This is a genomic window from Salmonella sp. SJTUF15591 (assembly GCF_043356435.1).
Taxonomy (GTDB): domain Bacteria; phylum Pseudomonadota; class Gammaproteobacteria; order Enterobacterales; family Enterobacteriaceae; genus Salmonella; species Salmonella enterica.
On the sequence record NZ_JBEUJO010000006.1, the window covers coordinates 107,826 to 129,091 of the forward strand.

Here is a 21,266-nt window from a genome sequence, read left to right on the forward strand (position 1 = left end):
CCTCTAACTGTAAAAGCTTTGGGCCAGCGACCCCACAAGCAATTGCCAACCATCGACCAGCACAAACAGCATCAGCTTAAACGGTAGGGCGATTGTCGCTGGCGGCACCATCATCATCCCTAACGCCATCAATACGCTGGCGATCACCAGGTCGATAATCAAAAAAGGGATGAAAATCGTAAAACCGATCTGAAATGCCGTCTTTAATTCGCTGGTGACATAAGCGGGCAGGAGGATACGCATCGGTACTGCTTCCGGTCCCTGTAACGGACCGCTATTGGCCAGACGGGCAAACAGCGCCAGATCGGCTTCGCGGGTTTGGCGCAGCATGAACGCGCGTAACGGTTGCGCGCCTTTATCCAGCGCTTCCTGCATAGAAATTTTCTGCTCGCTAAACGGCTGGTAAGCGTCCACGTAAATCTTGTCAATGACGGGCGACATAATAAAAAAGGTCAAAAACAACGCCAGTCCGAGTAACACCTGATTTGGCGGTGCCGAGGGCGTGCCCAGCGCGTTACGCAACAGGCCAAAAACAATGATGATACGCGTGAAGCTCGTCATCATCAGTAAAATCGCCGGCAGAAACGTCAGCGAGGTGATAAAAACCAGCGTCTGGACGGATAATGACCAGCTTTGGCCTCCGCCCGCTAATGGTTGGCTGATAAGCCCCGGCAGTTGCGCAGCAGCGGCGGGACTAAAAAGCCACAGACCCGCCAGAGAAAGGAATAACAAACGGCGCATCAGGATCTCCCGGAACGCTTGAGTAAGCTCTTCATCATGTTCTGGAAATCCGCCGGTGGGGCAACGGGTGCTTCCGTGTCATTCTCCGCGGGCGGTAGGGTGTGCAGCAGGTTGATCTGCGAGGCGGTCACGCCCAGTACCAGGCGCGCATTTTCGACCTCGACAATCACCACGCGTTCGCGCGGGCCAAGCGAGGCGCTGGCTGACACCTTGAGTCCCCGGACGCTATTTCCTTTTGGCGCGAATCCCATACGCTTAATCACCCAGGCCGCCGCCAGAATGAGCGCAATAATGCCAATTAATGCGCCGCTCACCTGCATGAGCGGCGATCCGGCTGGCGCGGTGGGCTGAGAAACCGTGGCCTCTGTCTTCATCATTAACGACTCAAACGACGCATACGCTCGGATGGCGTAATAATATCGGTGATACGTACGCCGTATTTATCCGCCACGACGACCACTTCACCCTGGGCAATCAGGTAGCCATTAATCAGGATATCCAGCGGCTCGCCCGCCAGCCCGTCCAGCGCGACGACCGACCCCTGCGTCAGACGCAGCAGTTCTTTAATGGTCATTCGCGTGCGGCCCAGCTCTACGGTCAGTTTGACCGGGATATCCATAATCAGATCGATATCCTGCATAGCACCGCTGACATCGCCGCCGCCAAGCTGTTGGAAAACCGCGTCGGCGGCGCTTTTAGTGGTGGTCGCTTTTTGCTCGTTTAACGCGTCAGCCCACAGATCATCCAATGCGCCAGTATTCTCATCGGACGGATTATTCATGTCACTCATTTGGGCTGTTCCTCATTCAGCGAATTCAAAATTGGGTTGATCAAATGTTCTACGCGTAGCGCATACTGTCCGTTTACGGTGCCATATTGGCTGGTGAGTACCGGAACGCCGTCCACATGAGCAATAATGCGGTCGGGTTTTTCAATCGGCAGTACATCGCCGGGTTTCAGCTTCAAAATCTGGGAAAGACGTAACGGAATATCGGCAAAATTGGCCACCAGCTCCAGTTCAGAGTGCTGAACCTGGCGTACCAGGTTATCACGCCAGTTCTGATCTTCATGGCGCGAGTTTTCCAGCGGCGGATTCACCAGCAGCTCACGCAGCGGCTCGATCATGCTAAATGGCAGACAGATGTTAAATTCACCGGTCAGATTGCCGATCTCCACATGAAACGGCGTATTGACGACGATATCGTTCGGCGAGGTGGTGATATTGGTAAATTTCACCTGCATTTCGGAACGCACATACTCCACTTCCAGCGGATTAATGGCTTTCCATGCGTCGCTATAGCCTTCCAGCGCCAGTTTCAGCATACGGTTGATGACCCGCTGTTCCGTATGGGTAAACTCGCGGCCCTCGACTTTGGTCGGAAAACGACCGTCGCCGCCGAACAGGTTATCGACGGCAATAAACACCAGACTCGGCGAGAACACCACCAGCCCGGTGCCGCGTAGCGGCTTCAGGTGGATCAGGTTCAGGTTGGTCGGTACCGGCAGGTTACGCGCAAATTCGTGATACGGCTGAATACGTATGGCGCCCACGGTAATATCCGGGCTGCGGCGCAGCAGGTTAAATAATCCCATCCGGAACTGGCGTGCGAAACGCTCGTTAATAATCTCCAGCGCCTGCAAGCGTTCACGCACGACGCGACGCTGGGTATTGGGATCGTAAGGGCGAATATCGCTATCGCTTGCGATACCGGGAGTGGGTTCGTCTTTGGTGTCGCTGTCGCCGTTCAACAGCGCGTCGATTTCAGCCTGAGAAAGAATACTATCGCCCATATCGTTACCGCAGAATAAAAGCTGTATAAAGCACGTCAGTGACGACCTGTTTTGGTTGTCCGGCAACGAGCGGCGCGGCCAGCGTCTCTTTAATGGCGGCAATCAGTTTTTGTTTGCCAGCTTCTGTTGAGAGCTCGGCGGCATTCTGACGGGAAAATAACAACAGCAGACGGCTGCGCACTTCCGGCAGATATTCATTTAATCGCGCGCGCGTCGCTTCGTCTTTCAGACGCAGGGTCACGCCGATATACAACACGCGATCCGCATCGCCCAGATTGACGGTAAACGTATCCAGCGCAAAAAATACCGGCGCGGGCGGTGGAGCCGGTTCCGCTTTAGCGTTCGTGGTCGGTTGCTGCTGCATACGCCAGTAGCTATAACCGGCGGTCGCGCAGGCGGCGAGGGTAATCAACACCAGCAAAGGTATCCAAATCGAGCGTTTGCTCTTTTTGTTAATCGCGGAGTCAGTCATCTGATACGGGCTTCCTGTTTCGGTACTGCTTATTGGCTGATTATCCCGTGTCCTGTCCACGACAAAGCGTGGAAAAGACGCGGATAATCATGCTACCTCTGGCGTTAGGCGAAGATATCCACTGCGCCATTGCCGCGCGCGGCGGCCTGAAGCGAGGCCGGCGCCGCTAACGCTATGTCATCTTCAGCGCCAAACGCGTCCGTGTGTTGGGCGCGGGAAGACTGTTGTTGCGATGAAGACTGCTGCTGTCCGGCAAAGCTTTCGCTACTGATGCTGCTTTGTCCCAACTGAATGCCGCTTTCCGCCAACTGGGTGCGCAACATGGGCAGAGCGGCTTCCAGCGCGGCGCGAACATGGCTGTGCGGCGATACCATCTGGAGCTGCGCCTGATTGTCATCCAGCTTGAGCGAAATATGCACCTGACCTAACTCTTCCGGGTGCAATCGAAGCTGCGCGCTTTGCTGTCCCTGACGCGTAAATAACATGACCTGCTGACTGAACGTTTGCTGCCATTCATGGCTGCCTAACGGCGCGCTGAGTACCGGGGCTGAGGCGACAGGTAGCGGTTGCGGTTGCGCCGTGGCGCTGCTGAGCGTCGGCATTGCCGCGCCATGCGTTACTGGCGCGGACGGGCTATCCACCTCCACTTTCGCGCTGGTCGCGGCGGCAGCGACCACCAGCGGCGTCAGTGCTGGACCCGTGGCGCGATCGTCGCTGGCGCGCGCAAGCGACGCCTCGGTTTTCCCTTTTTCATGCTCGCTAAAAGAGAGCGTATGTGTCTCTTCCTGCGGCGCCGATGGCATGTCGCCGCGCAACAGTGACGGCAAGGCGATGTGATTTTCAGCCGGCGTCTCTCCGGCGACAGGCGTCGCGACAGGTTGTCCGGGCAGCATGGCGAATAAGGCGCTCAGACTGGCAAGATCCTCATCGCTCAGCGCGGGCGTTTTCTCATCATGCTGCGCCGTCTTACTCAGTGCGGCCAGAGCGCTGGTTTTCAACGATGGCGTTAGCGTAGACAGTAGATGCTGCGCTTGTGTTAGATCGGTAAGCGTTTCATCCGTCGCATTCGCTTTTTGCGCCAGCAGGTCGGCAAGCTTCACCGCCTGGCCCGGCTCGCCATGTTGGGTCAGTAACCCTTTCGATAATTTGCCGCCTGCCGCCTGTAAATCGGCCAGCGTGATGCGGGCGTCTTTGCCCTGTGCGCCGTCTGCGCCTAACGCGCCCGCCAGGAGCGCCAGAAAGTCCTCGGCTGAACCGGTGGTTTTTCCTGACGTCAGACCCGTGGTCATGTCGGTATCGGTGGTGATCAATTGGGGCAGGGTGATCATTCGGGTTTCCTCATTGCTGCACGCTGAGCAAATTCATCCATCTTTTTCTGATCCATGCGGTTTTCAGCTAACAGCGCTGCCGCGGTTTGTCGGTCCTGTAAGGTTTGCCAGGCCTGAAGTCGCTGCTTTTTCTCACGCCAGCTCTTCAGCGCCAGGTCGACTTTTTGCGTCCACTGCGTAAGCTGGAGGCGATGCTGCTCTATCGCCTTTTCCAGTGTCTGAATAAACTGCTGATAGTTGATCCAGCGATTACTGGCGATGCCGTTGCCCATATCGGTGTTCAAATTACTGCGATACTCATTCTGATAATCGATCAGCATTTTGAGCTGTTCTTCCGCCTGTTGGCAGCCGCGACGCATTTCGCCCAGTAAACGCGCCGCGTCATCTACCTCTTTTTCGGCCAGATCTTTGAGTGTTTCCAGAGCGCCATGTTGTGCCATGATCGTCGCCCTCCTGCTTTATCACACCGTCGGGAAAATTAAATCGAGCGCCTGCAGAGAGTCCTCCCAGTCGGCCCGTTCAAAAATGCCTTGCTGTAAAAACGCTTCCAGTTGCGGCCATAAGGTAATGGCTTTATCGAGCATCGGATCGCTACCTTTGGCATAGGCGCCGACGCTGACCAGATCGCGGTTACGCTGGAAACTGGAAAGCAACTGTTTAAATAGCCGTACCCGCGCATAGTGCTGCTCGGTAATGAGCGCGGTCATCGCCCGGCTGATTGACGCCTCGATATCAATGGCCGGATAGTGCCCGGCCTCCGCCAGACGGCGGGACAAGACAATGTGCCCGTCGAGGATTGCGCGTGCCGAGTCGGCAATGGGATCTTGTTGGTCGTCCCCCTCGGTCAACACGGTATAAAACGCGGTGATAGAGCCGCCGCCGTGGATGCCATTACCGGCACGTTCGACCAGCGCCGGTAGCTTTGCGAACACCGAGGGCGGATAACCTTTGGTGGCTGGCGGTTCGCCGATTGCCAGCGCAATTTCTCGCTGTGCCATCGCATAGCGCGTCAGCGAATCCATAATCAGCAACACATGCTGTCCGCGATCGCGAAAGTCTTCGGCGATGCGGGTGGCATAGGCGGCGCCCTGCATTCGCAGCAGTGGCGAAACATCCGCCGGGGCGGCGATCACCACCGAACGCGCGCGGCCGTCGGGGCCGAGAATATTTTCGATAAAATCTTTAACTTCGCGGCCACGTTCGCCGATAAGTCCCACGACAATCACGTCCGCCCGCGTGTAGCGCGCCATCATGCCAAGCAGAACCGACTTACCGACGCCGGAACCGGCAAAGAGTCCCATACGCTGACCGCGCCCTACGGTTAACAACGCGTTGATAGCGCGTACGCCGGTATCCAACACATGTTCGATTGGCGTTCGCTGTAGCGGGTTAAACGGCGGCGTGATTAACGCGCCGGTTTCCAGCGTATCCGGCGCAGGCAGTCCGTCGAGCGGTTTACCGCCGCCATCCAGCACCCGACCAAGCAGGGCCGGGCCGAGCGGTAACTGTTTGCCGCTTTGCAGACCGTCGCCATGCCCGTTACGGGCGTAAACGCGGGCACCGGGCAGAATGCCTTCGACCTCTTCCAGCGGCATTAAAAACAGACGCTGGCCGTTAAAACCGACGACTTCCGATTCCACCTCTTTGGTTTCAGGGCCGTCCTGGCGCTCAATAATGCAGGTGGCGCCCAGCGGAAGCTGGAGACCGGTGGCCTCCAGTACCAGGCCAGTGGCGCGAGTTAAACGTCCATAACGACGCACCGCCGGCAATAACGCCATTTTTGCTTCAAAGTTGTCGAGCGCGGTAAGCCAGCGGGTCAGACGCGTGGTCATCAGAGCACTCCCGGCGCCGCCAGGCGACACAACTCTTGCCAGCGAGTAGCGACGCTGGCGTCCAGATCGCCCTCATCGGCAGAGACTTTACACCCGCCGTGATGCAACGTTGGATCGCCGCGTAACCGCCATCCGTGAAGACTGAGCGTGGCGCCCAGCATCTCTTCCACCCGCTGTAAGTCGTCCGGATGCACGCGCAACTGCGGCTTGCCGCTAAAGAGCGGCTCTTGCTGCAACAGTTGTTGGATCTGTTTAATCAGCGCTGAGTTGTCTACCGCCGGCGTTTGGCCGATGACCTGACGCGCAGCCTCCAGGGCCATTTGCATCAGCCGTGAGGCGATAACGCTATCGAGCGCGTCAAGCGTGTTCTGAAACTCGCTCACTAACTGCTGCATACGGGCATGAATCGGCGCCTGCTGCGTCTGCGCCTGAGCTTGTCCTTGCTCCAGTCCCTGCGCTAACCCTTCCTGATATCCCTGCGCGTGTCCTTTTTGCCGTCCCTCCGCCAGCCCGGCGTTATAACCTTGTTCATGGGCCTGTATTTTTAGCTGCGCCAGCTCCTGCTCCAGCTGCTGTTCGGCAGTGAGTTCGGGCTCCGGCGTATCGTCTGTCAAGGTCACGTTATCAGCCTCAACCGGCACAAACGTCTCCGGCGGCGGGGCGAGATCGTCGGGGGTCCAGACTTGCCACGGCAGTTCATTAGACATAGGTATCCTCGCCGCTGCCAATCACCATTTCGCCGGTTTCCGCCAGACGACGCACAATAAGCAGAATCGCTTTCTGCTCGTTTTCCACCTGAGACAGACGAACCGGGCCACGGTTGGCAAGGTCGTCGCGCAGGATATCGGCGGCGCGCTGGGACATATTGCGCAGGAACTTCTCGCGTAATGGTGGTTCGGCGCCTTTCAGAGCGATCAGCAGCGATTCGGAATCCACTTCCTGCAACAGACGCTGGATACTGCGATCGTCCACATCCACCAGATTTTCGAACAGGAACATCTCGTCGATGATTTTCTGCGCCAGTTCGCCGTCGAATTCGCGCACAGCGGTAATAACCGCTTCTTCCTGCTGCGTTTTCATCAGGTTGATAATTTCCGCCGCGGTTCTTACGCCGCCCATTTTGCTGCGTTTCAGGTTCTGACCGTCGAGCAGGCCATTCAGCACTTCGGTCAACTCCGCCAGCGCCGCCGGCTGTACGCCGCCAAATGTCGCGATACGCAGCATCACATCATGACGCAGACGCTCGTCAAACAGCGCCAGAATATCGGCGGCCTGACTGCGTTTGAGGTGGACCAGAATGGTGGCGATAATCTGCGGGTGCTCGTCGCGAATCAGGTCGGCGGCGCTCTGCGGTTCCATAAAGTTGAGCGTTTCGATACCGCTGGTGGTATCGCGCGTTTCCAGAATATCTTCCAGCAGGCTGGAGGCGCGTTCTTCGCCCAACGCTTTAACCAGTACGGAGCGCAGGTATTCGTTGGCGTTGATATTCAGCGCGGCGAACTGCTCCGCTTCTTGCTCAAACTCTGATAGTACGTCCGTCAGTTGTTTGTTGGAGATCTGACGCACGTTAGCCATCGCCGTACTTAACGCCTGTACTTCGCGGGTGGAGAGGTGTTTAAACACCTCTGCCGCCCGGTCTTCGCCAATGGTCATCAACAAAATGACGCTTTTATCGGTACCGCTAAGATTACTCATGATCGTTACTCATCCACTGGCGAATGACCAGCGCCACCACGCGCGGATCGTTGTCTGACATTTCGCGAATACGCTGGCTCATCACCTCGGCGCCCAGACGCTGGTTAGCCCGGCGTTGCTGGAGCTGCTCGTCTTTGCTAAGGCGTACTTCCACGGCTTCTTCGGTTTCCTGGCGAACCTGTGCCTGTTCCTGCGCCGCTTTCGCTTCTTCAACACGGCGCGTCAACTGCGGACGTACCGCTTTGCGCCACAGAATCCAGGCCACCACCAGCACCAGCAACCAGCGACCTGCCGCGAGCAACTGATCGATAAAGGACTGCTGTTGCCAGAAGGGCAGTTCGCCGCCGGTGTCATCCACTGCGCTAAACGGTGAATTCACCACGTTTAGCGTATCGCCGCGTTTATCAGAAAAACCCATCGCTTCACGGGTTAGATCCTCGATCTGTTTCATCTGATCGGCGGTCAATGGCAGCGGTTTGCCATCTGCCAGCGTTTTGTAATTCACCACGACGGCCACGGAGAGACGCTCAATATCGCCCACATTCATTTTGGTGTGACGAATGGTGCGGTCCACTTCATAGTTACTGGTTTCATTACGCTGTGTACTGCGCGGGCCAGCACTGTTACTGTTGGTACTGGTGCTGGTTTGTGGCGTATTCTGCGCGTTTTGTTGATTGGTCGGCGGCGTGGCGATCGGCGCCTCGTTAGGCGGCGCTGGTTGGTTCGACAGCGCGCCAGGCACGCCGCCGGGATAGCCCGCGCCTACCTGTTCGCTAATATTCAACTGACGTGAACGCAGGGTGGCCTTCGACGCATCGCCGTTCGGGCTGTAGTGCTCTTCCGTCTGTTCTTTATTGGCAAAATCCAACTGGGCGGTTACCTGAGCGTGAACATTACCGTTCCCGACGATAGGCGACAGAATGGCTTCGATACGGCGTTGGATACGGCTTTCCACATCATTAGCAAATTTTAATTGCGCGTCATTAAGGTCGCGACCGCTGGTATTGGATTGCGTGAGCAGATGACCGGATTGATCGACCAGAGTGACGTTTCCTGGCGGCAAACCGGCGACAGCGCTGGAAACCAGATGTACCACGGCGCTAATTTGTCCTTCATCCAGCGCCCGTCCCGGTTCCAGTGTGACGGTGACGGAGGCGGAAGGGGATTTTTGTTCCCGCACAAATAGCGACGGCTTTGGCATCGCCAGGTGAACGCGGGCGCTTTTTACCGGCCCCAGCGTCTCGATCGTCCGGGCCAGTTCACCTTCCAGCGCGCGCTGATAATTCACCTGCTCGCTGAACTGGCTGATACCGAATTTTTCCTGATCAAGCAGTTCAAAGCCTACCGCGCCGCCTTTAGGCAGCCCCTGCTGCGCCAGACGCAGACGCAGTTCATGCACTTTGTCGGCGGGCACTTCAATCGCGCCGCTGCCATTGGCAAAGCGATAGGGGATATTCATCTGGGTCAACTGCGCGACGATCGCGCCGCCGTCCTGATCGGAAAGGTTGCTAAATAGCGTGCGGTAATCGGGCGTTTTGGCCCACAGCACCATCGCAACGACGATCGCCACGGCGGCGGAACCCGCCACAATTAACGGAATTCGGGGATTCGCGCGTAGGCGATTAAGCCACTCGAGAGGTTTAGGTTGGGTTGCAGTCGATGCAGTCGCACTCATCTCGCACCTCGTGACTGATCGTGGACGGCGTTTTTTGCAAAGTGGAACAAGACTCACTCCCGGGTCAGCAAACTCGAAAAATTGACGGTCTCATTATTTGTGGTTTCGAATTTTTCTATGCGCTAAAAACCGAGGTTTTTTATCGTTATTTAACGCCTTTATCTTATTGACAAACTGTTAATCTCTGCTGCGTAAAAAATCATCCAGGGGAATAACATGGCAGCAATACAGGGGATTGAAGGGGTTATTAGCCAGTTACAGGCGACGGCGATGGCCGCGCGCGGGCAAGAAACACACTCGCAGTCGACGGTGAGTTTTGCCGGCCAGCTACATGCTGCGCTGGATCGTATTAGCGACAGACAAACGGCGGCGCGCGTTCAGGCGGAAAAATTCACTCTGGGTGAGCCGGGCATTGCGCTTAATGACGTGATGGCTGATATGCAAAAAGCGTCCGTCTCTATGCAAATGGGGATTCAGGTGCGCAATAAGCTGGTCGCCGCGTATCAGGAAGTCATGTCCATGCAGGTTTAAGCCAGGGCTGACAACACATCCGCAGCGAACTCCCGGGCGCTTACCTAAGTCAGCGACGGGGACGCGACGCCCATGCAACCAGTGCGTGATTATGTGGGCTTGTTTTTTGCGAGGCGCGCTCATTTTATTGATAAGCGGGTTGCACATTGTTGCAGGGACTTATTAAAAATAGGGTACGCCTGTTTACTGACGCCATTCATTCCTACTATTCGTTCTGACGCTATTGTCATTGAGTTTGCAATCCAGAATGTTCCTGCAATATATGCGCCGTTGCGATAATACACGGTAAATTCTTTATTAATGCCTGGAATATCTGTTTCATGGAGATCCAGTATATACCCATACGGGGACAGATTATCAGCGAGACAGCGGGCAATGGCGCTCGGATGTGCATTGACCACTGTGACGGGTGAGTAACGGGCAGCGGCAAGACAGACGACTCCAATAATGGAGATGAAAATAATTTTTATCATTTTTTTGGCTTCTGCTGTGCATAAATAAATCATCACCTGATAATGTCAGTGAGTAAAAATATAAATACCTGATAGTCTTTTATGACGTAGAGGGAAAATAATAATTATTTTATGTTTTGCTTAAAATAGTCATGGGTTTTTCATCGGCTCAAACAAAATTAAAACGGTATACGTTATATAATAGATTTATGCCACGGCGCACAAGACGACCTTGTCTGATTTCTTTTATGCGTTTTAGATTTTTGCCGGTTATGCCGTAAAAGGTCTCCCGCCGTAACGTACAGCGGGAGTATGCGCTTATTTTTGAATCAGATAACGAATTGTCGGGCCATCCTGTTGGATATCCAGCACCGTATAACCGTGATTGCGCGCATCCAGTGGAATATTATTAATGGACTGCGGACAGTCGCTCACCACTTCCAGGATCTCCCCTTTTTTTAGCTGCGGCATCGCTTCCAGAGTGGCGACCGCCGGGTACGGGCAAGGTTCGCCAACCATATCCAGACGGTAATCAGGGACGATATTTTTCATACAGATTCCTTAGCAGGCGTCAGCCCCGCACGGCGGAAAAAACGTTTTTCCCAGCCGATAATTAACATCAGCGCGGTAAATAACAACAGGTAGGTGACCAGCAGACCGCCCAGCGGACCAAAGGTATTCAGCAGGTTAACTTTATCCCAACTGGTCGCCAGCGCGGGCGCGAAATCATCCCAGTAGTAAGCCAGGATGGTCGAACCGATGACATTGCCGAGGCCCACCCACCAGTAATGCACCTGGCCTTCTACGGCGCGGTACATCCAGCCGGTTTCGCAGCCGCCCGCCAGCACGATGCCAAAACCGAACAGCAGTCCGCCAATGACCGCATTCGGGCCAGCCCACATAATTTTAGGTGCAACGCCCAACTGCACGTAGCTGAAAATACCAATGGCGCTGACCGCCATGCCGAAAATAATCGCTTTCGCCATATGGGCGCGTCCGGAGATCCACAGATCGCGAAAGGCCGAGGTAAAGCATATTTGCGCGCGCTCGATCAGCAGCCCAAACCCGACGCCGAACAGCATCGCCAGCCCCAGTTTCGGCTGATGCATTGCCGTTAATAACGCCCAGCCAATCATGCCGATAAAGACCAGCATACCGAGCCTGAAACGCCGTCTTGCCTGATCCGGTTTCTGCGTCAGTGGCGAAGCCGCGGAGACCTTTTGCATTTTCACCGGTATGCGAAATATCGGCAGCAACGTAAAGCGGGCGCCGAACCAGGAGCCGATAGCGGTCGCCAGCGCAAAGAACCACGCGTGTAGGGAGAACTGCGGGATCCCGGTAAAAAAGGCGGCCAGGTTACACCCCATCGCCAGACGCGCGCCGAAGCCAGCGATCATGCCTCCGACCACCGCCTGTACGATACGGATTCGACTGCGCGGCATACGCAGTTTTACGTTGTTGGCCCACAGCGCCGCGGCGAAACAGCCGCCGAACATGCCGAGGATCATCATGCCGTCGATACGCGTCAGCGGCGTACCTTCCAGATGAATCAGCTTGTAGTAGCCCCACTGTTCGGCATGAACGCCAAAAAGCTGCAAAATTTGCCCGCCCCAGCGGGTAAATTCGCCCGTCACGGCCCAAAACGTGCCGGTGATGCCAAAATAGTAGGTAGAGAGAATACCGGCTGCGATCACCGCAGGGGCCGGCGCCCAGAATTTAATTAACCAGGTTTGCTTGAAGTGTTGCCATGACATGTGTTTAGCCTCTGAACTCAGAAGGTGTGAAACAAGAAGTGCGCATACTACACCGATCACAGAATTTGCCTACACCTAATAAGCGGTAATACCGACTGGATCAAATTGCGGCCAGCGCCTGGAAAGGCTGGCGGCGTCAGGGCTTTAATGCCACAATTCCTCTTTCTTCTGATGCAGGATGAATGATGAAAAAAGTAGCGATCGTTGGCGCATTGCTGGTTCTGGCCGGATGCGCCGAGGTGGAAAACTATAATGATGTGGTGAAAACGCCCGCGCCGGCCGGTCTGGAAGGGTACTGGCAGTCAAAAGGCCCGCAACGTAAGCTGGTGAGCCCTGAAGCTATCGCCAGCCTGGTAGTGACTAAAGAAGGCGATACGCTGGACTGCCGCCAGTGGCAGCGCGTTATTGCTCTGCCGGGCAAGCTGACCATGCTCTCCGATGACTTAACCAATGTTACGGTTAAGCGTGAGCTCTATGAGATTGAGCGCGACGGGAATACCCTGGAATATGATGGCATGACGCTGCAACGGGTCGCTCGTCCGACGCCGGAGTGCGCCGCCGCGTTAGAAAAAACGCCGCTGCCGACGCCGCTGCCGTAATTTCGCTTCCCGGCAGCGCTCTGCCGCCGGGAACGCTCATCACACGTCCTCAATGACCCACACGCTGACGCTGCCTGCGTTGCAGAAGAACGTCGCTTCGCCTTGATCATTAGTTACAACATGCTCACTGCGGTTTCCCAGAAAATCACGCCAGGTCTTGTTAGCGTAATTGTCGCCGAGCAGGAGGGTTTTTTCACCGTCGTCGCCATTGGAAAGTACGACCACACAGCCTGGATTCTCTTCAGTACCGCTGCGACTAAAGGCGATACAGTTAGGATGATCGAAAAAGAGTGTTTGTATACCGTGCGCAAAACGCTGACGAGCGAGGATCAGCCGATCCAGTTGGTTAATCACCGGCATGTCGACCCGACAGGTCTCGCCATTTTCGCCGCTATCTTCATAGCTGGCGCCGTATAAATCGGGATAAAACACTGACGGTACGCCGTTTTCACGAAGCAGGATCAGCGCATAGGCCAATGGTTTGAACCAGGGTTCTACCGGCGCTTCCAGCGCCTGTAACGGTTGTGTATCGTGGTTAGCGACCAGCGTCACCGCATGAAAAGGGTCGGCTTCTACCAGCGTGCCGGTGAAAATGTGGCGCATGTCATACTCCGCGCCCTGGCGCGAGGCTTCATGAAATTTCATCTGCAACGGCGCGTCGAACAGCATGGTTTTCCCGTCGACCTGATCGATGTACGTTTGCAGTTTATCCACTTCATGCGACCAGTATTCTGCGACAATAAACAGCGGTTTTGGTGCAACCGCCTGTACATGCTCAATCCATTCTTTATAAAACCAGGCGGGTATATGTTTTACCGCGTCCAGGCGAAAGCCGTCACAGTGGGTTTGTTCCATGACCCAACGAGCCCAATATTTAATCTCTTCCGTAACCGCGTGATTGCGAAAATCGATATTTTCACCCATCAGATAGTCGAAATTACCCATCTCATCATCAACCTGATCGTTCCAGCCATCGCCGGTATAGTCATTGACGATCTTAAAAATGCCGTCTTCGTCGGGATTCTCGATGTGATCAATGCCGCTGAAACAGTGATAGTCCCAAATAAAGTTGGAATACTGGCCCGCGCGGGCAGGGAAGGTGTAGCGCGTCCAGCCTTCGCATTCAATGATGTTGTCATCGATTTGCGTGCGGTCATCCTGATTCACGCGCTGAACGCGAATACGTTCTTTTTCGTCTGCGCCCATTTTGTGGTTCACGACGACGTCGAGCAGCACCGCAATATTATTTTTTTTGAGCGCGTCTATCGCCGCCAGTAACTGGCGTTTATCGCCGTACTTTGTCGCGATAGTTCCTTTTTGGTCAAATTCGCCGAGGTCAAACAGGTCGTAGGTATCATAGCCTACGGAATAGCCGCCGGAGGCACCTTTACAGGCGGGCGGTAGCCAGACCATATTGATACCGATATCATTCAGCCCATCAGCACGTTCCGCCAGCTCAGACCAGAGTTTACCGCCGTCGGGATAATACCAGTGGAAGTACTGCAATAACGTGGGGTTTTTCATCTTCCGTGCTCCAGAAGTCGTTTAGCCGACCTCTGGAGTATGGAAGAATTTTCATAAGAGACGGGAAAATATTATGAGGCGCCAGGCGCGTCTGGCACGAGTAACATACCGGAAAGACGGCCATAAGCGTTGTTGAGTGATTTTTGGCGGGTGGATTGTCCGATCAAACTACTCAGTTCATCCAGTCGCTGTTGCAGCAGCCCTTTCAGGAGCTGCTCATTATCCAGCGTTTGTTTGATGTATCCGGCGACCATATCCTGAATACTTCGCGTAATGCCCGGTGGAGTTTGCTTTTCCATCACCGTTTCAATACTTTGCAGATAGGAGACCTCTTGTTGCAGTAAGAGATCCCATTCACCTCGCTGCGCAAGTTCAAGCAGCGATTGACTGAGCAGCGCAATACGCTGCCAACGGTTGATAAACTCCACGGTTGAGGTCATTAACGAGACTCCTGGAAAGATGCTTTCGGTGAAATCTGCTTCCAGGCTTCTGCAATATTGCTGAGTAACCCTTCCACTTCTTCGATGGCCTGAGCGTCGTTACGCAAATTAGCCTGCAGTAAACGGCGAATCATATAGTCGTATAGCTCGGAAAGATTCGTCGCAATCTCACCGCCTTTTTCCTGATCGAGACCGGCTTTCAGGCCGTTATCGATAATATTGATGGCTTTGCTTAACGCTTCACCTTTCGCGACAACATCGCCTTGTTCTAAAAACAGGCGAGCGCGCACCAGAGCGCTATTCGCGCCATCAAACAACATTTCAATCAACTGATGCGGGCTGGCGCTCATCACGGCGCTTTCCACGCTGACTTGCGCATAAGCTTTGATACCGCTCGCGGTGTACATGGTAACCTCTGTTATCAGGACTTGTTCATAGCATTAAATTGCTGGGTCAAATAAGTACTGGTGTTATTCAGCTTACTCATCATGGTATCCAGTTGGGTAAACTGGGCCTTGTAACGGGCAACGGTTTCATCGATGCTGTTGCTAACGGACAGGTACTGTTTCGTCAGGCTTTTCAGCGTGGCGTTAACGTTGTCCTGCGCATTATCAATAATGCCGTCATCCGCCAGATAACTTTTCACTTCGGTGGCAATTTTGGTGGTGATCCCCGTTTCTTTACCATCGCCTACCAACAGCTCACGCGCTGCGGCTGTGTTATCTTTCAGTACCTTGGTCAGCTTATCATCATCAATCTTCAGTTTGCCGGAAGTCCCATCCTGAGTGATGCCAATTTCCGCCATTGTTTTGAACGCAGAATTACTGCCGCTATTGGCAAATTGTGCCCGAATCCCGGTCTGGATAGTACGAACCACACTATCGCCTAACAGCGCGCCGTTTTTATCGCTGGCTTCTTCGCCCGGCTCAACGGCGGTATATTTGGTTAACGAGCTAAAGGTATCCACCAGCGAGTTATAGGCATCCACCCAGGATTTAATCGCCTCTTTCGCCTTGGTATCATCTTTCGTTACCGTCACGGTCGCGTCGGTCACTTTCTTCGTCAGGGTGAGCGTAATTCCCTGAGGGGCGTCGGTTACGGTATTGCTCTGACGTTCAATGTCGATGCCGTTTACGTTCAGCTTCGCGTTTTCTGCTTTCACCAGCTCTTGCATATTGCCGGTATTGGTGGTGCTGTCATAAGCGAGTAAATCGTTAAGTTTTGTATCGCCTTCCACCGTGATCTTCATCGTATTGTCGGTACCGCTATTGGCGGTAAGCACCAACTGGAATTCGTTCTCTTTGACCTTAACGATGCTGGCGGCGATACCGCTGTCGGCGTCATTGATGGCGTCACGGATCGCCTCCATGGAGGTGTCGCCTTTATCCAGCTTAATTTCCAGCGGCTCTTTACGTCCCGGCTGTTCAATTTTAATTGTCCGGGACGTGACCGACGTATCGCCCAACTGCTCTTTGGTGGTCGCGAAGGTGGTTTTTGTCGCCAGCGACTGTGCGGCGGCAAGCTGGGTTACGCTAATTTTATAAGTCCCTGCGGCAGCGCCAGCGGTAGTACTGACTTTGAGGTCCTCCGTCGTGCTGGACGCCACGGTAGACTTAAATAAATCCGCTTTATTTAACGCGGTATTTGCCGTCTGGAATTTTTCTAATGCGCTTTTCAATGTGCCATAGGCGGTTAGCTTTGCCGAATTCGCGCTCTGCTGTTTGGTAATTGGCGTTAAGCGTCCTTTTTCGTTTTTTGTCAGGTCTGTCAACAACTGGTCTAACGGTAAGTTTGATCCCACACCTAATGATGAAATTGAAGCCATGCCTTCTTCCTTTTTGATTGCAAACAGTAGTTAAGCGCGTTATCGGCAATCTGGAGGCAAAGTTTAATGATAATTTTGCAAAAATAATGCGCGGAATAATGATGCATAAAGCGGCTATTTCGCCGCCTAAGAAAAAGATCGGGGGAAGTGAAAAATTTTCTAAAGTTCGAAATTCAGGTGCCGATACAAGGGTTACGGTGAGAAACCGTGGGCAACAGCCCAATAACATCAAGTTGTAATTGATAAGGAAAAGATCATGGCACAAGTCATTAATACAAACAGCCTGTCGCTGTTGACCCAGAATAACCTGAACAAATCCCAGTCTGCTCTGGGTACCGCTATCGAGCGTCTGTCTTCCGGTCTGCGTATCAACAGCGCGAAAGACGATGCGGCAGGTCAGGCGATTGCTAACCGTTTCACCGCGAACATCAAAGGTCTGACTCAGGCTTCCCGTAACGCTAACGACGGTATCTCCATTGCGCAGACCACTGAAGGCGCGCTGAACGAAATCAACAACAACCTGCAGCGTGTGCGTGAACTGGCGGTTCAGTCTGCTAACAGCACCAACTCCCAGTCTGACCTTGACTCCATCCAGGCTGAAATCACCCAGCGCCTGAACGAAATCGACCGTGTATCCGGCCAGACTCAGTTCAACGGCGTGAAAGTCCTGGCGCAGGACAACACACTGACCATCCAGGTTGGTGCCAACGACGGTGAAACTATCGATATCGATCTGAAGCAGATCAACTCTCAGACCCTGGGTCTAGATACGCTGAATGTGCAGAAAGCGTATGATGTAGATAGCAAAGCTGTGACTGGTGTTTCTACTTTGGATACTACAGGTCTTACTGGCGCGAATATTAAAACTGGCGTTGATGGAGCTACCACTACGAGTGGCTCCATTAAAGATGGCAAAGTATACTATGATGGTGCTACTAAAAATTATTATGTTGAAGTAGACTTTTCTGATGCCGCTGATACTGCTAAAAATGGCTACTATAAAGTCAATGTTGCTGATGATGGCACTGTTACAATGGGGGCCTCGACTACTAAAGAAACTGCGAAACCTGCAGGTGTTGTTGAAGTAACGAAAACCCAAGAAGAGAAAGCAATTAAGGCGTCTGCTGAGGTGAAAGCTGCTTTGACTGCTGGTGGCGTCGATGCTGCTGATGCAGCTACGGCAGAAATGGTCAAAATGTCTTATACCGATAAAAACGGTAAGACGATTGATGGTGGTTATGCTGTAAAAGTAGGCGATAGCTACTATGCCGCTACCCAGAAAAAAGATGGTAGTTTCAGTGTTAATACTACTTCTTACACTGATAAAGACGGCAACACTAAATCTGCACTAAACCAACTGGGTGGCGTAGACGGTAAAACCGAAGTTGTTACTATCGACGGTAAAACCTACAATGCCAGCAAAGCTGCTGGTCATGATTTCAAAGCACAGCCAGAGCTGGCTGAAGCAGCCGCTAAAACCACCGAAAATCCGCTGCAGAAAATTGATGCCGCGCTGGCGCAGGTTGATGCGCTGCGTTCTGACCTGGGTGCGGTTCAGAACCGTTTCAACTCCGCTATCACCAACCTCGGCAATACCGTAAACAACCTGTCTGAAGCCCGTAGCCGTATCGAAGATTCCGACTACGCGACCGAAGTCTCCAACATGTCCCGCGCGCAGATTCTGCAGCAGGCCGGTACCTCCGTTCTGGCGCAGGCGAACCAGGTTCCGCAAAACGTCCTCTCTTTACTGCGTTAATCCGGCGATTGATTCACCGACACGTGGTACACAATCAAGGCAGCGAAAGCTGCCTTTTTTAATTCCGGAGCCTGTGTAATGAAAGAAATCACCGTCACTGAACCTGCCTTTGTCACCCGCTTTTCCTGTTCTGGCTCGGCCTGCCGCGACCACTGTTGTAAGGGCTGGAAAATCACGCTGGATAAGACGACGGTCAAAAAGTATCTCGCCAGTAAAGACACGACGATTCGTACCATCGCGCAAGACCATATTATCCTGCTGAAAAAGAACAACAGCCACTGGGGGGAAATTAAGCTGCCTTCGGCGCTGGGGAATTGCCCTTATCTGGATGAGGACCGTCTGTGCCGGGTACAAAAAACGTTAGGCGCAAAGGCATTAAGTCATACCTGTTCCTCTTTCCCGCGGGCGCATCATACCTACAAAAATGAGGTACGTAACTCCCTGAGTCTTGCCTGCCCGGAGGTGACGTCCCGCATTTTAAACGATCCTGACGCGATGGCGCTCGGCGAAAAAACAATCATTCAGCAGACATTCAATACTGCGCCGTTATTCCCAGCGCAGCAAAAGTTACTCAATCTGTTTTGCCTGAGTCTGATCAACCATGCCAACAGCAGTACGGAAGCGGCGCTCTATGCGTTGATTAAATTCGTCATGTATGCACAGAAATTTGCCAAAATTGATGATGTGGCGCTGGGCGAACTGGAACAGGTGTATGCTGCGCTACTTGAGCAATTGCAGACCGGCGTGCTGGCGCAGGAATTGATGAATATCGCGCCGGACAGCAAGGTAAAAACCTCGCTGATATTGCAGATGCAGGACTATTTCCGCTCGCTCCCGCTTAGTCGTGGCAGTGTTATCCTCGATCACTATATCCAGTGCCTTCTGCGGGTGCTGACGGCGGAAGAGGGCGTTTCAATGGAGCAGAAGGTGAGCGATATTGAGTCCTCATTAGCGCGCTGTTTACAGGCGGATGAGCAGCAGAAGAACTGGGCTTTCAGAAATTTAATTCTCTATAAAATTTGGGAAAATAATTTCCCCAACCAGCCGAATGTCGACCCGTTACGCGCGCTGTATATTATCGTGGCGGAATATGCCTTTATTAAGCTATTAACGGCAGCCAGCGTGTATGAGCGCGGGCGGCTTGAGTGGGATGACGTTACCAATATTGTGTATAGTTTTCACTCCCGCAGCCAGCATAACAGCGAGGTGGCGAAGAATTTTCATCGCCATATAGAAACGGTGCGTACTGGCGACGATCTGTCGATGATTCATCTTCTGACATAGTTTTATTCGGGGTGGGCGCTTGCGCATCCCGTTTATCCTATCTGGCTGATTTTATTCTGCTCTTTTAGCCGCAAAAAAGGCGCTACAGGTTACATAAGTGAAATAACCCTTCTTTTATAGCCTTATTCCTTCGATAGAACCCTCTGTAGAAACGGATAATCATGCCGATAACTCATTTAACGCAGGGCTGTTTATCGTGAATTCACTGTATACCGCTGAAGGTGTAATGGATAAACACTCGCTGTGGCAGCGTTATGTACCGCTGGTGCGTCACGAAGCATTGCGCCTGCAGGTGCGATTGCCGGCGAGCGTGGAACTGGACGATCTGCTACAAGCGGGCGGCATCGGGTTATTAAATGCGGTCGACCGATATGACGCTTTGCAAGGAACGGCATTTACCACTTACGCAGTGCAGCGTATTCGTGGGGCGATGCTGGATGAATTACGCAGCCGCGATTGGGTGCCGCGTAGCGTCCGGCGTAATGCCCGCGAAGTGGCGCAGGCGATGGGACAACTGGAGCAGGAACTGGGGCGTAATGCGACGGAAACCGAAGTGGCGGAACGTCTTGGCATCCCTGTTGCGGAGTATCGTCAGATGTTGCTCGATACCAACAACAGCCAACTTTTCTCTTACGATGAGTGGCGGGAAGAGCATGGCGATAGCATCGAACTGGTGACTGAAGAACATCAACAGGAAAACCCGTTACATCAACTGCTGGAGGGCGACCTGCGACAGCGGGTAATGGACGCGATTGAATCGCTGCCGGAACGCGAGCAACTGGTGTTAACGCTGTATTACCAGGAAGAGCTCAACCTCAAAGAGATTGGCGCGGTACTGGAAGTCGGCGAATCGCGGGTCAGCCAGTTGCATAGTCAGGCCATCAAACGATTACGCACCAAACTGGGTAAGTTATAGGTCGCGCATGGTCGCACCCGAAAAGTGCCGCACAACGTATAGACTACCAGGAGTTCTCATGACGGTGCAGCAACCTAAAAGGCGGCCCTTGAGCCGCTATCTTAAAGACTTTAAACACAGCCAGACGCATTGCGCGCATTGTCACAAGCTGCTCGACCGCATTACGCTGGTTCGCCGTGGCAAGATCGTTAATAAAATCGCTATTTCACAGCTGGATATGCTACTTGACGACGCTGCCTGGCAGCGGGAGCAGAAGGAGTGGGTGGCGCTATGTCGCTTTTGCGGCGATTTGCACTGCAAAAAGCAGAGTGATTTTTTCGATATTATCGGTTTCAAACAGTATTTGTTTGAACAAACCGAGATGAGCCATGGCACGGTGCGGGAATATGTCGTGCGTTTACGACGTCTTGGCAATTACCTCAGCGAGCAAAACATTTCCCACGATCTGCTGCAGGACGGTTTTCTCGATGAAAGCCTGGCGCCATGGTTACCGGAAACCAGCACCAATAATTACCGTATCGCACTACGTAAATACCAGCAATATAAAGCGCATCAGCAGATTGCGCCCAGACAGAAATCCCCCTTTACCGCCAGTTCTGATATATATTAAAAAAGCATAAGATGTAGCAGAGTCGTGTTGGTGAAACGTGG

Annotated in this window: 24 protein-coding genes; 6 read left to right on the forward strand and 18 right to left on the reverse strand. The window is 53.5% G+C overall.

All coding sequences use genetic code 11. The annotated features are described in order from the left end of the window. Nucleotides 1-3: 3 nt before the first annotated feature. The 11 genes from fliP to fliF form a co-directional block, all read right to left on the reverse strand. The gene (fliP, locus tag ABVM99_RS15265; protein ID WP_001253411.1) at nucleotides 4-741 is read right to left on the reverse strand and encodes a flagellar type III secretion system pore protein FliP; all 738 of its coding nucleotides are present in this window, start codon (nucleotides 739-741) and stop codon (nucleotides 4-6) included. Further along, nucleotides 741-1,118, reverse strand: coding sequence for a flagellar biosynthetic protein FliO (gene fliO, locus ABVM99_RS15270; protein ID WP_000978276.1), 378 nt, complete (start codon nucleotides 1,116-1,118; stop codon nucleotides 741-743). Before fliO ends, fliP begins: the two co-directional genes overlap by 1 nt. Beyond that, complete coding sequence (gene fliN, locus ABVM99_RS15275; RefSeq protein WP_001282115.1) at nucleotides 1,118-1,531, reverse strand: flagellar motor switch protein FliN; 414 nt, start codon at nucleotides 1,529-1,531, stop codon at nucleotides 1,118-1,120. The genes fliO and fliN overlap by 1 nt, the downstream gene beginning before the upstream one ends. Further along, nucleotides 1,528-2,532: a flagellar motor switch protein FliM gene (fliM, locus tag ABVM99_RS15280; protein WP_000502811.1), complete on the reverse strand. Its 1,005-nt coding sequence runs from the start codon at nucleotides 2,530-2,532 to the stop codon at nucleotides 1,528-1,530. Before fliM ends, fliN begins: the two co-directional genes overlap by 4 nt. A 4-nt stretch (nucleotides 2,533-2,536) precedes the next feature. Then, the gene (fliL, locus tag ABVM99_RS15285; protein WP_000132169.1) at nucleotides 2,537-3,004 is read right to left on the reverse strand and encodes a flagellar basal body-associated protein FliL; all 468 of its coding nucleotides are present in this window, start codon (nucleotides 3,002-3,004) and stop codon (nucleotides 2,537-2,539) included. Between the two features lie 104 nt (nucleotides 3,005-3,108). After that, nucleotides 3,109-4,332, reverse strand: coding sequence for a flagellar hook length control protein FliK (fliK, locus tag ABVM99_RS15290; RefSeq protein WP_023194751.1), 1,224 nt, complete (start codon nucleotides 4,330-4,332; stop codon nucleotides 3,109-3,111). After that, on the reverse strand, nucleotides 4,329-4,772 hold the full coding sequence (gene fliJ / locus ABVM99_RS15295) for a flagellar export protein FliJ (protein WP_000046981.1): 444 nt from the start codon (nucleotides 4,770-4,772) through the stop codon (nucleotides 4,329-4,331). The genes fliK and fliJ overlap by 4 nt, the downstream gene beginning before the upstream one ends. 21 nt (nucleotides 4,773-4,793) lie before the next feature. After that, complete coding sequence (gene fliI / locus ABVM99_RS15300) at nucleotides 4,794-6,164, reverse strand: flagellar protein export ATPase FliI (RefSeq protein WP_000213257.1); 1,371 nt, start codon at nucleotides 6,162-6,164, stop codon at nucleotides 4,794-4,796. Further along, nucleotides 6,164-6,871 (reverse strand): flagellar assembly protein FliH, encoded by a 708-nt coding sequence (fliH, locus tag ABVM99_RS15305; RefSeq protein ID WP_000064158.1) that lies wholly within the window; start codon nucleotides 6,869-6,871, stop codon nucleotides 6,164-6,166. The genes fliI and fliH overlap by 1 nt, the downstream gene beginning before the upstream one ends. Further along, nucleotides 6,864-7,859 carry a flagellar motor switch protein FliG gene (fliG, locus tag ABVM99_RS15310; protein ID WP_000067735.1) on the reverse strand — a complete coding sequence of 332 codons (996 nt, stop codon included), beginning with the start codon at nucleotides 7,857-7,859 and terminating at the stop codon, nucleotides 6,864-6,866. Before fliG ends, fliH begins: the two co-directional genes overlap by 8 nt. Further along, nucleotides 7,852-9,534 carry a flagellar basal-body MS-ring/collar protein FliF gene (gene fliF / locus ABVM99_RS15315; protein ID WP_001276833.1) on the reverse strand — a complete coding sequence of 561 codons (1,683 nt, stop codon included), beginning with the start codon at nucleotides 9,532-9,534 and terminating at the stop codon, nucleotides 7,852-7,854. The genes fliG and fliF overlap by 8 nt, the downstream gene beginning before the upstream one ends. A 216-nt stretch (nucleotides 9,535-9,750) precedes the next feature. Between fliF and fliE the strand changes: the two genes are divergently transcribed. Further along, entirely contained in the window at nucleotides 9,751-10,065 is a 315-nt protein-coding gene (fliE, locus tag ABVM99_RS15320; RefSeq protein ID WP_000719039.1) for a flagellar hook-basal body complex protein FliE, read from the forward strand. A 119-nt stretch (nucleotides 10,066-10,184) separates the two neighbouring features. Here the strand turns inward: fliE and ABVM99_RS15325 are convergent, their stop codons facing one another. The 3 genes from ABVM99_RS15325 to yedE all read right to left on the reverse strand — a co-directional run bounded on the left by ABVM99_RS15325 (nucleotide 10,185) and on the right by yedE (nucleotide 12,271). Further along, nucleotides 10,185-10,571, reverse strand: a complete 387-nt coding sequence (locus ABVM99_RS15325; protein ID WP_000639596.1) for a hypothetical protein — start codon at nucleotides 10,569-10,571, stop codon at nucleotides 10,185-10,187. Between the two features lie 264 nt (nucleotides 10,572-10,835). Beyond that, nucleotides 10,836-11,069: a sulfurtransferase-like selenium metabolism protein YedF gene (yedF, locus tag ABVM99_RS15330; RefSeq protein ID WP_000790504.1), complete on the reverse strand. Its 234-nt coding sequence runs from the start codon at nucleotides 11,067-11,069 to the stop codon at nucleotides 10,836-10,838. Continuing rightward, a complete protein-coding gene (gene yedE / locus ABVM99_RS15335) occupies nucleotides 11,066-12,271 on the reverse strand; it encodes a selenium metabolism membrane protein YedE/FdhT (protein ID WP_001519382.1) in 1,206 nt (401 codons plus the stop codon). Before yedE ends, yedF begins: the two co-directional genes overlap by 4 nt. Before the next feature lie 185 nt (nucleotides 12,272-12,456). Here yedE and yedD point away from each other — a divergent pair, with 185 nt between their 5' ends. Further along, nucleotides 12,457-12,870: a lipoprotein YedD gene (gene yedD, locus ABVM99_RS15340; protein WP_000754694.1), complete on the forward strand. Its 414-nt coding sequence runs from the start codon at nucleotides 12,457-12,459 to the stop codon at nucleotides 12,868-12,870. 39 nt (nucleotides 12,871-12,909) lie between these two features. On the opposite strand, the gene amyA is transcribed toward yedD, so the two are convergent. From amyA to fliD, 4 genes are all read right to left on the reverse strand, one after another. Continuing rightward, nucleotides 12,910-14,394: an alpha-amylase gene (gene amyA, locus ABVM99_RS15345; protein WP_000795474.1), complete on the reverse strand. Its 1,485-nt coding sequence runs from the start codon at nucleotides 14,392-14,394 to the stop codon at nucleotides 12,910-12,912. 71 nt (nucleotides 14,395-14,465) lie between these two features. Next, entirely contained in the window at nucleotides 14,466-14,834 is a 369-nt protein-coding gene (gene fliT, locus ABVM99_RS15350) for a flagella biosynthesis regulatory protein FliT (RefSeq protein WP_000204899.1), read from the reverse strand. Then, nucleotides 14,834-15,241: a flagellar export chaperone FliS gene (gene fliS / locus ABVM99_RS15355; RefSeq protein WP_000287764.1), complete on the reverse strand. Its 408-nt coding sequence runs from the start codon at nucleotides 15,239-15,241 to the stop codon at nucleotides 14,834-14,836. Before fliS ends, fliT begins: the two co-directional genes overlap by 1 nt. A gap of 14 nt (nucleotides 15,242-15,255) precedes the next feature. Next, a complete protein-coding gene (gene fliD / locus ABVM99_RS15360; RefSeq protein ID WP_023194907.1) occupies nucleotides 15,256-16,659 on the reverse strand; it encodes a flagellar filament capping protein FliD in 1,404 nt (467 codons plus the stop codon). A 256-nt stretch (nucleotides 16,660-16,915) separates the two neighbouring features. Between fliD and ABVM99_RS15365 the strand changes: the two genes are divergently transcribed. The 4 genes from ABVM99_RS15365 (at nucleotide 16,916) to fliZ (ending at nucleotide 21,225) form a co-directional block, all read left to right on the forward strand. Next, complete coding sequence (locus ABVM99_RS15365) at nucleotides 16,916-18,415, forward strand: FliC/FljB family flagellin (RefSeq protein ID WP_052938248.1); 1,500 nt, start codon at nucleotides 16,916-16,918, stop codon at nucleotides 18,413-18,415. 78 nt (nucleotides 18,416-18,493) lie between these two features. Next, nucleotides 18,494-19,699: a flagellin lysine-N-methylase gene (fliB, locus tag ABVM99_RS15370; protein WP_023195741.1), complete on the forward strand. Its 1,206-nt coding sequence runs from the start codon at nucleotides 18,494-18,496 to the stop codon at nucleotides 19,697-19,699. Between the two features lie 196 nt (nucleotides 19,700-19,895). Then, complete coding sequence (locus ABVM99_RS15375; protein WP_001087453.1) at nucleotides 19,896-20,615, forward strand: RNA polymerase sigma factor FliA; 720 nt, start codon at nucleotides 19,896-19,898, stop codon at nucleotides 20,613-20,615. Nucleotides 20,616-20,673: 58 nt separating this feature from the next. Then, nucleotides 20,674-21,225, forward strand: coding sequence for a flagella biosynthesis regulatory protein FliZ (gene fliZ / locus ABVM99_RS15380; protein ID WP_000218080.1), 552 nt, complete (start codon nucleotides 20,674-20,676; stop codon nucleotides 21,223-21,225). Nucleotides 21,226-21,266: the final 41 nt, after the last annotated feature.